The following is a 9,046-nucleotide window of genomic DNA, read 5'->3' on the forward strand; positions in this document are numbered from 1 at the left end:
CATCATTTACAGAACAGGTTAAGCTGTTGCAGGCACCCCCTTTGCAGCTGATGCCAATGTACTAAAGCTAAGATAATGGAGATTCTTATAGTATGAAAAATGTATGGTTAGCACTCGTTGGCATGGTGATGGCATTCAGTGCATCGGCTGCACAATTTACTGATGGTACCCAGTACCAGACGTTAAACAAACCGGTAACCGGTGAGCCTCAAGTTTTAGAGTTTTTCTCTTTCTATTGCCCGCACTGCTACCAGTTTGAAGAGGTTTACCATGTTCCTCAGGCGGTAAAGAAAGCACTGCCGGAAGGGACTAAAATGACTCGTTACCATGTTGAGTTCCTTGGCCCATTGGGCAAGCAACTTTCTCAAGCATGGGCTGTTGCTATGGCATTGGGTGTTGAAGAGAAAATCACGCCATTGATGTTTGAAGGTGTACAGAAAACACAAACGGTACAAACCCCGGATGATATCCGTAACGTCTTTATCAAAGCGGGTGTGAGTGGCGAAGATTATGATGCAGCATTAAACAGCTTTGTGGTTAAATCACTGGTTGTTCAGCAGCAAAAAGCCGCTGAAGATTTACAACTACGTGGTGTACCAGCGATGTTTGTTAATGGCAAATATATGATTAAGAATGATGGCATGGATACCAGCTCAATGGATACCTATGTTAAACAGTATGCAGATGTCGTTAAGTTTCTGCTGACTCAGAAGTAATTGTATAAAAAGAGGGGCTGGATTTTATTAGCCCCTCTTTCCGTTATCAAATATCCGCATACTTCAAATCTGTTTCTATCCCACTATAAAAACATCATGTTATCTAATGTGATAGCCACTCTACCGAATGCCGATACTTATTAGTCTTAATGTTGTTTTTGATTGGTTTATCTATTTCAGTGATAGGTAATCGCCAATATTTAAGGTACAAAAAAGATAAAGATGAGTTTGCGCGAGGGAATAAAAAAATCTGCGCCGATAAATTTACGATAAGTAAAATTTACAGGCCTTACGATGGTAACTGAATAAGTAATATCCACAATTTAGATAACGAAATAATGACAATAAAATAAGAAATAAATTATCATAACTAACTGATTGTTATCATTTAAAATATTACCCCACGAAAAAAAAGCAAAAAGATATAATCTGCTCATGCTTTTACTCACAAAGTTATCCACAGGTTAGATCTTTAAGATCACAATGTAAAAATGCTCTCTCTCGCACAAGAATGGACGCTAAAATTCGTCTCTTGCTGCTAGCTATGGCATTCTTAGCGTCAGACCTTGCTGAATAAAGATGAAGAAACTCTATGGCCCAGATTGCAGAAAACCCATTAATCCTCGTAGACGGTTCCTCTTACCTCTATCGTGCTTACCATGCCTTTCCGCCGCTAACCAACAGCAAAGGTGAGCCAACGGGCGCGATGTATGGCGTGTTGAACATGTTGCGCAGTCTGTTGCTGCAATACCGACCAAGCCATGTCGCTGTGGTTTTTGATGCCAAAGGTAAAACATTTCGCGATGAGCTTTTTGCGGAATATAAGTCTCATCGCCCACCGATGCCCGATGATTTGCGCGCTCAAATAGAGCCACTTCACCAAATGGTTAAGGCTATGGGGTTGCCTTTATTGGTTGTTTCCGGTGTTGAGGCTGACGATGTTATTGGTACTTTGGCACAAGAGGCTGAAAAAGCAGGTCATGCCGTATTAATCAGTACCGGTGATAAAGATATGGCGCAATTAGTTACGCCAAATATAACTCTTATCAATACAATGAATAATGCTATTTTAGGGCCACAGGAAGTGTGCGAAAAATATGGCGTTCCTCCTGAACTGATTATTGATTTTCTCGCCCTGATGGGTGACTCCTCTGATAATATTCCGGGAGTGCCGGGTGTTGGTGAGAAAACGGCGCAGGCTTTATTGCAAGGTCTGGGTGGATTGGACTCGTTATTCAGTAATTTGGATAAGATACCCACGCTGACATTCCGTGGTGCAAAAACGATGTCTGCCAAATTAGAGCAGAATAAAGATGTTGCCTATCTCTCCTATAAATTAGCCACGATTAAAACAGATGTTGAACTGGATATAACGTGTGATGAGTTGAACGTCTCCGCACCGGATGATGATCAGTTACATCAATTATTCAGTCGTTATGAGTTTAAGCGCTGGCTCGCGGATGTAGAGGCTGGCAAATGGCTGGATAGTAAAAAAGATAGGCCAACAGCGCAGGCAAGCAATAAAGCTTTTGCAGCACCAGAGTCTGCACCTGTGGCTGAAGTGTCCGCCGTGCTCTCACAAGAAAATTATCAGACTATCTTGGATGAGAAATCTTTAAGCGACTGGATTGAGCGGCTTAAAAAGGCAGAGGTTTTCGCTTTTGATACTGAAACTGACGGCCTTGATACCCTCAGCAGTAATTTAATTGGCCTCTCTTTTGCCGTGGCACCGGGTGAAGCAGCTTACCTGCCATTAGCGCATGATTATTTGGATGCCCCTGCTCAGCTTGATAGGGATTGGGTTCTGGCCCAGCTTAAACCCTTACTAGAAGATGATAAGGCACTGAAAGTTGGTCAGAATCTTAAGTTTGACCAAAGCATGCTGGCACGTTATGGCATTGATCTGCGTGGTATTGCTTTTGATACCATGTTGGAATCTTATGTTTTAGACAGTGTTGCCGGCAGACATGATATGGATAGCCTGGCGGAGCGCTATCTCAACCATAAGACCATTACTTTCGAAGAGATCGCCGGTAAAGGTAAAAACCAACTCACCTTCAACCAAATTGCGTTAGAGCAAGCTGGGCCTTATGCGGCAGAAGATGCGGATGTTACCCTACAGTTGCATTTAGTGTTGTGGCCAAAATTACAGCAAAGTGAGGGTCTAAAGCGGGTATTCCAAGAGATTGAGATGCCGCTGCTGCCTATTTTGTCCCGTATCGAGCGAACTGGCGTATTGATTGACCAGAATATATTGGCGGCGCACTCCAAAGAACTGACTATTCGTCTTGATGAGTTAGAGAAACAAGCGCACGAATTGGCTGAAGAGCCTTTTAATCTCGCCTCACCAAAGCAGTTACAAGTCATTTTGTATGAAAAACAAAAACTGCCTATCTTGAAGAAAACCCCTGGTGGCGCTGCTTCAACTAACGAAGAGGTGCTGGCCGAGTTGGCGCTGGATTACCCTCTGCCGAAGGTTATTCTCGAGTATCGGGGCTTGGCGAAGCTGAAAAGTACTTATACCGATAAACTGCCATTGATGATTAACCCGGTTTCTGGGCGTGTCCATACCTCTTATCATCAGGCTGTTACTGCCACCGGGCGCTTATCTTCCCGTGATCCTAACTTGCAAAACATTCCGGTACGAAATGAAGAGGGGCGTCGTATACGTCAGGCCTTTATTGCGCCAGAAGGCTACCGCATCATGGCGGCTGACTATTCACAGATTGAATTGCGTATCATGGCTCATTTGTCGCAGGATAAAGGGTTATTGGCAGCATTTGCTGCTGGCAAGGATATCCACCGTGCGACTGCGGCTGAAGTCTTTGGTTTGCCACTGGAAAAAGTCACAAATGAGCAACGTCGCAGTGCGAAAGCTATCAACTTTGGTCTGATTTATGGCATGAGTGCGTTTGGTTTGGCGCGGCAGCTAAATATTCCTCGTGGGGAAGCTCAGCGCTATATGGATCTCTATTTTGAGCGCTATCCAGGTGTGTTGGAATATATGGAGCGCACCCGCAAACAAGCCGCCGAACAAGGTTATGTCACGACTCTGGATGGCCGTCGTCTCTATCTACCTGATATTCACTCACGGAATGCAACTCGCCGTAAAGCGGCTGAACGTGAAGCTATCAATGCGCCGATGCAAGGGACCGCTGCTGATATTATTAAGCGTGCAATGATTGCGGTGGATGCCTGGTTACAGCAAGAGCCTGAGCCTTTGGTGCGGGTCATTATGCAAGTACACGATGAATTAGTCTTTGAAGTGCATGAGAGTGTGCTGGAAAGCGCTGAACAGAAGATCCGCGAACTGATGGAACAAAGCATGCAACTGGCCGTGCCATTAAAAGTTGATGTTGGTGTGGGTTATAACTGGGATCAAGCTCATTAGTTGTATGGGTAAGTGGTGATAAATAAAGCATTTTATGTAATTAAGCTACATTTAGGCGCGATAATGCGGGGGTGATGCGCGCTGAATCGTGCCAATTTGTGTAACTATACAACAAAAAATTCTTTTGCCTTGCGAAAAAATGATGTAGAGTTACAGATGTAGGGTACAGAGGTAAGATGTTCTATCTTTCAGACCTTTTACTTCACGTAATCGGATTTGGCTGTATATTAGCCGCCCCAGTCATTTATTGACTGGGGCGTTTTTTATTGGTTTTTTGTCAGAAAATAGGCCAGAGAATGGGCGAAATATTGGCTGAAGGAAAGCGTCGTTGCGGGGATCAGAGAAACCTGAAGCGGAGATCTGAGCATCATCTCCTGAAGTAACAGCCCTTACGGGCTGCTTTTACCATCAATTACTCGCCTTCTTCGTCGTCATACTCGTCAATCATGACTTCTGGCGGAATTTCGCTGAACCAGGTATCCAGTTTTTCGCGTAATTTATCGACACCTATCTTTTTCAATGATGAAAACGCTTCAACCTGAATATCACCCATAAATGGAATGATAGCTTCCCGCACCATGTTCAGTTGGGCTTTGCGAGCGCCAGATGCCAGTTTATCTGCTTTGGTCAGCAACAACATAACCGGGGTACCCACAGCGACTGCCCAGGTAATCATCTGCTGGTCCAAATCTTTTAGCGGATGACGAATATCCATTAACACAACCAATCCTTTCAGGCAGTTACGTTTCTGTAAATACTCTCCTAGTGCGCGTTGCCACTTGAGTTTCATCTCTTCCGGGACTTCGGCATAGCCATAACCCGGCAAGTCGACCAGACGCACACCCTCAACCACTTCAAATAAGTTAATCAGCTGAGTACGGCCCGGCGTTTTACTGGTTCTGGCCAGACCTTTCTGACCCGTTAATGTATTGAGAGCACTCGATTTACCTGCATTTGAGCGGCCAGCAAATGCCACTTCAATACCTTCATCACGTGGCAGATGGCGAATATCCGGAGCACTGATGACGAAATGAGTCATGTGATAGTTAAAATTTCTGATAGTCAAAATTTGTCGTCTCCGTGAGAGATAGCTTACATGCAGCGATTATAACTGCATCGGGCCGAAAAAAGGGGGTTTATCTTTTATACCCGTCATACTTCAAGCTGCATGTGCGTTGGCTACGCTCAATAACCCGAATCACTTACTTATGTAAGCTCATCGGGATTACTGAGCCTCATCCCTGAGGCTCACCCTGCGGGCAGCATAAATGCTGTTCAAATCGGTTCCCGACCGATTTGTATCTCGCTTGCCGCCTTCCTGCAACTCGAATTATTTAGGGTATATATTGCTGTTATGCCAAAAAAACTTAACCCCTTTTGAATATCAGAAGGGGTTAAGAATGCTGGCTAAGTCGATTGAAGGGGAAATGTTCCGTTGGGGTCGTAGTCGCGTAAGCGACCGAAGCGCCCCTAGGAGCAGTCGCCCCTTCACACACCTGGCTTGCCACTGGGTTTATCATTAACCTCAGTTTTATTTATGACTCACGGCGAATTTTACTGGCAAATAAATTTCCCAGTGATTGGATTAACTGCACGGTGATAATCAATACAATGGCCGTGGTCACAGTGACGAAAGTATCAAAGCGCTGATAACCATAAGTAATGGCTAAATCACCAATCCCGCCGCCGCCGACGGTGCCCGCCATGGCGGTCGCACCAATCAAACCAATGGTGGCCGTGGTCAGCGCCAATATTAAAGATGACAGTGCTTCGGGCAGTAAAAAATACCAAATGGCTTGTAATGGAGTGGCTCCCATTGATTTCGCCGCTTCCATAATCCCGGGATTAACATCCAGCAGAGAGTTTTCCACCAAGCGGCCAATATACGGCGCGATAAAAATAATCAGCGGTACAATCGCCCCCGGTGTTCCTATGGTGGTATTCACAATAAGACGGGTGAGCGGGATAATAGCGACCATCAAAATAATAAAAGGCAGTGATCGGATGATATTGATAATGGGATTAAGAATATTATAAAAAGTGCGGTTCTTAATTAATCCGCCAGGCCGGGTCACTACCAGTAAAATGCCTAAGGGAATACCAATAAGGGAACCTATCACCAATGAAATACTGACCATAACCAAGGTGTCGTGTAGCGCCTGGACGAATTGGTCTAATGTAATTGCTGTTTCGATCATCAGTTTATTTCCTGTATATCAATTCCTGTTCCTGCCAAGTCATTAACGGCACTATCAATGGTGTGATTCTCGCCAGTTAATAACAGCACCATATGGCCCAATGTGGTGTCTTGTATTTCTGACATGTTGGCAAACAGAATATTGACGCCAATATCGTATTTCCTAATTAGCTGGTTGATGACCGGTTGTGTGGCTATCGCCCCGACAAATGCTAAACGGAATTGTCGGCCAGCATGGCTGCTATCCAATAATTTCCTTACACTTTCTGGCAAACTGTCCTTGATGACGGTACGAACAAAATTAATGGTTGTGGGGTGCGTTGGATGACCAAAAACTGTCAATACTGAACCTTGCTCAATCACCTGGCCGTTTTCCATGACCGCCACCTTATTACAGATTTTTTGAATAACTGACATTTCATGAGTAATCAGTAAAACCGTAATATTGTATTGCTGATTTATTTTCTTCAGTAATAACAAGATCTGAGCGGTAGTTTGGGGGTCTAACGATGAGGTGGCCTCATCACACAGCAGAATAGAGGGGTTGGTTGCCAGCGCACGGGCAATACCGACCCGTTGCTTCTGCCCGCCTGATAATTCGTTAGGAAAACTGTGACTTTTATCCCCCAGCCCGACAAAATCCAACAGTTCAGCGACACGTACCTGAATGAATTTTTTGTTTTTCCCTAATAAAATAAGTGGCATCGCGACGTTTTTAAAAACAGTCTTTGATTCCAGTAAATTAAAGTTCTGGAATATCATGCCAATATTTTTTTTCAATAACCGGAGTTGCTCTTGGCTGAAATCATGCAGGTTCTTGCCATCAATAATGACATTTCCGGCCGTTGGGCTTTCCAGTGAATTGACCATCCGCAATAAGGTACTTTTCCCTGCACCGCTGTAACCAATGATGCCAAATATATCGCCATCCTCGACGGTTAAATTAACATCACTAAGTGCCTGTAGTTTTATACCTTTACGTTCAAAGGTTTTAGAAATATGCTGAAGCTCAATCATCTGTTATTCCATTAGTTTAGATAATCAGGCAGCATATAACCTGTGTACTTCTCGTTTTCCAGAATATATTTTTTGAATTCAGGAGAGTGATATCCTGCAATAATATCTTTGGCGAACTCGGCATCTTTATTTTTACCGGCAACGGTCACCACATTAACAAACTGAGTGGTGGGTTTTTCAAGTTGCAGGGCAGAAGTCAGTTTTATTCCATTAGAAACCGCAAAATTGCCTTGGATAGCACCGTAATCGACATCAGGTAATGCTCTGACTTGTTGAGCGTTATCCATTTCTTTGATGACTAAATGATAAGGATTTTCTGCAATATCTTTTTGCGAGAAGGTGGCCGGATCAATTTTCTCTTTCAGCTTTATCCAGCCAATAGATTGCAGTAACAGCGCTGCCCGGTATTCGTTTGAGGGCTGATTTGGGACCGAAATCCATGCACCATCTTTAGGCTTATCTTCTTTTTTATGCTTATTAGAATAGAGACCCATTGGTGGGGTTGGAACCTGAACAATCCCTGTATTATCAATTCGTAAGCGCTCATTTATCGCTTGTAGATAAATGGGATGCTGCATGATGTTGCCATCAATTTCACCAGTACTGACGGCGTTATTGACCTGAATTCCATCATTGAAGTCTTTATATTCGACGCTATAGCCTTTCTTGATGAGATAAGGTGCTACGCCTTTCTCAAATTGCTCTTTATAGGGGCCAGGATTAAATCCTAATTTAATCACTTTCTTCTCCTCACTGTGGGCATTCAATGAGGTTAAAATAATTAAACCAGATAAGGCTATTGCCAGCGAACGTATTTTCATCATCATTTCCCTGTGGAATAAATATTAATTCAGATTCTAAAGAGGAATTTATTCACAAGGTTGCAGGCTATTGGGTTCTCCGTAAACGAAGAATATAGACTTAGCTTATCCATTATCTATATATAGGATATGGAGATGTTATATCCAGATGGAATAACGAGAGGGGGCGGTCTGTAGATTAACAACCCACTGCATCATACACAGTGGGTTGTTGCGATATAAACCTGAGTTTAGCCCTGAATCAAATTAGGGATCTTCACCGCAGGGTTAACATCTGCTTCATAGTCCACACCGTCGATGGCGAAACCGAACAGATTTAAGAACTCGGTTTTATAGCCGGTGAAATCGGTCAACTGGTAAATATTGTCGTTGGTCACCTGATCCCATAACTGCTGTACCTGGTTTTGAACTTCAGGATCCAGTTCTTTGTAATCTGCACGCAGACGACCTTCCTGGTCCATATGTGGCGCGCTACCACACAGGCTATCTTTATACAGTGAATAAACCTGCTCGATACAACCCTCATGAGTGCCTTTCTCTTTCATCACTTTGAATAACAGTGACAGATACAGTGGCATCATTGGAATTGCAGAGCTGGCTTGAGTGACCACCGCTTTCAACACTGAAACACGCGCATCGCCGCCGCCATGAGCAGACAAGCTATCGCGGATCGCCAGAACTTTTTGATCCAAGTCCTTCTTGGCCGCGCCAATAGAGCCGTTCCAATAGATATCATGGGTGATTTTTTCGCCCAGATAGGTGAACGCCGTGGTTTGCGCGCCTTCGGCCAACACGCCAGCTTCCAGCAGTGCATCAATCCACATCTGCCAATCTTCGCCACCCATTACTGCGACAGTGTTGTCTATCTCTTCTTGAGTTGCCGGTTGCAGCACCGCTTCTTTGA

At 44.1% G+C, this 9,046-nt stretch carries 6 protein-coding genes and 1 pseudogene; 2 read left to right on the forward strand and 5 right to left on the reverse strand.

The features are described 5' to 3' along the window. Positions 1-92: 92 nt before the first annotated feature. On the forward strand, positions 93-716 hold the full coding sequence (gene dsbA, locus ACNSO8_RS01990) for a thiol:disulfide interchange protein DsbA (protein ID WP_418393663.1): 624 nt from the start codon (positions 93-95) through the stop codon (positions 714-716). A 592-nt stretch (positions 717-1,308) separates the two neighbouring features. Further along, a complete protein-coding gene (gene polA, locus ACNSO8_RS01995; protein WP_418393664.1) occupies positions 1,309-4,107 on the forward strand; it encodes a DNA polymerase I in 2,799 nt (932 codons plus the stop codon). 412 nt (positions 4,108-4,519) lie between these two features. Here the strand turns inward: polA and yihA are convergent, their stop codons facing one another. From yihA to ACNSO8_RS02020, 5 genes and pseudogenes are all read right to left on the reverse strand, one after another. Then, the gene (gene yihA, locus ACNSO8_RS02000) at positions 4,520-5,173 is read right to left on the reverse strand and encodes a ribosome biogenesis GTP-binding protein YihA/YsxC (protein ID WP_418393665.1); all 654 of its coding nucleotides are present in this window, start codon (positions 5,171-5,173) and stop codon (positions 4,520-4,522) included. A 469-nt stretch (positions 5,174-5,642) separates the two neighbouring features. After that, entirely contained in the window at positions 5,643-6,305 is a 663-nt protein-coding gene (locus ACNSO8_RS02005) for a methionine ABC transporter permease (RefSeq protein ID WP_418393666.1), read from the reverse strand. After that, entirely contained in the window at positions 6,305-7,321 is a 1,017-nt protein-coding gene (locus tag ACNSO8_RS02010) for a methionine ABC transporter ATP-binding protein (protein ID WP_418393667.1), read from the reverse strand. Before ACNSO8_RS02010 ends, ACNSO8_RS02005 begins: the two co-directional genes overlap by 1 nt. Positions 7,322-7,332: 11 nt before the next feature. Further along, on the reverse strand, positions 7,333-8,142 hold the full coding sequence (locus ACNSO8_RS02015; protein WP_418393668.1) for a MetQ/NlpA family ABC transporter substrate-binding protein: 810 nt from the start codon (positions 8,140-8,142) through the stop codon (positions 7,333-7,335). Positions 8,143-8,372: 230 nt separating this feature from the next. Then, positions 8,373-9,046, reverse strand: a pseudogene (locus ACNSO8_RS02020) (bifunctional NADH-specific enoyl-ACP reductase/trans-2-enoyl-CoA reductase); the annotation flags it as partial.

Source organism: Yersinia sp. LJYL362 (assembly GCF_048323875.1).

Excerpts from the sequence above, each read along its gene's own strand:
- polA (WP_418393664.1), top strand. The coding sequence starts at position 1,309 with ATGGCCCAGATTGCAGAAAACCCATTAATCCTCGTAGACGGTTCCTCT.
- ACNSO8_RS02015 (WP_418393668.1), bottom strand. The coding sequence starts at position 8,142 with ATGAAAATACGTTCGCTGGCAATAGCCTTATCTGGTTTAATTATTTTA.
- ACNSO8_RS02010 (WP_418393667.1), bottom strand. The coding sequence starts at position 7,321 with ATGATTGAGCTTCAGCATATTTCTAAAACCTTTGAACGTAAAGGTATA.
- ACNSO8_RS02005 (WP_418393666.1), bottom strand. The coding sequence starts at position 6,305 with ATGATCGAAACAGCAATTACATTAGACCAATTCGTCCAGGCGCTACAC.
- dsbA (WP_418393663.1), top strand. The coding sequence starts at position 93 with ATGAAAAATGTATGGTTAGCACTCGTTGGCATGGTGATGGCATTCAGT.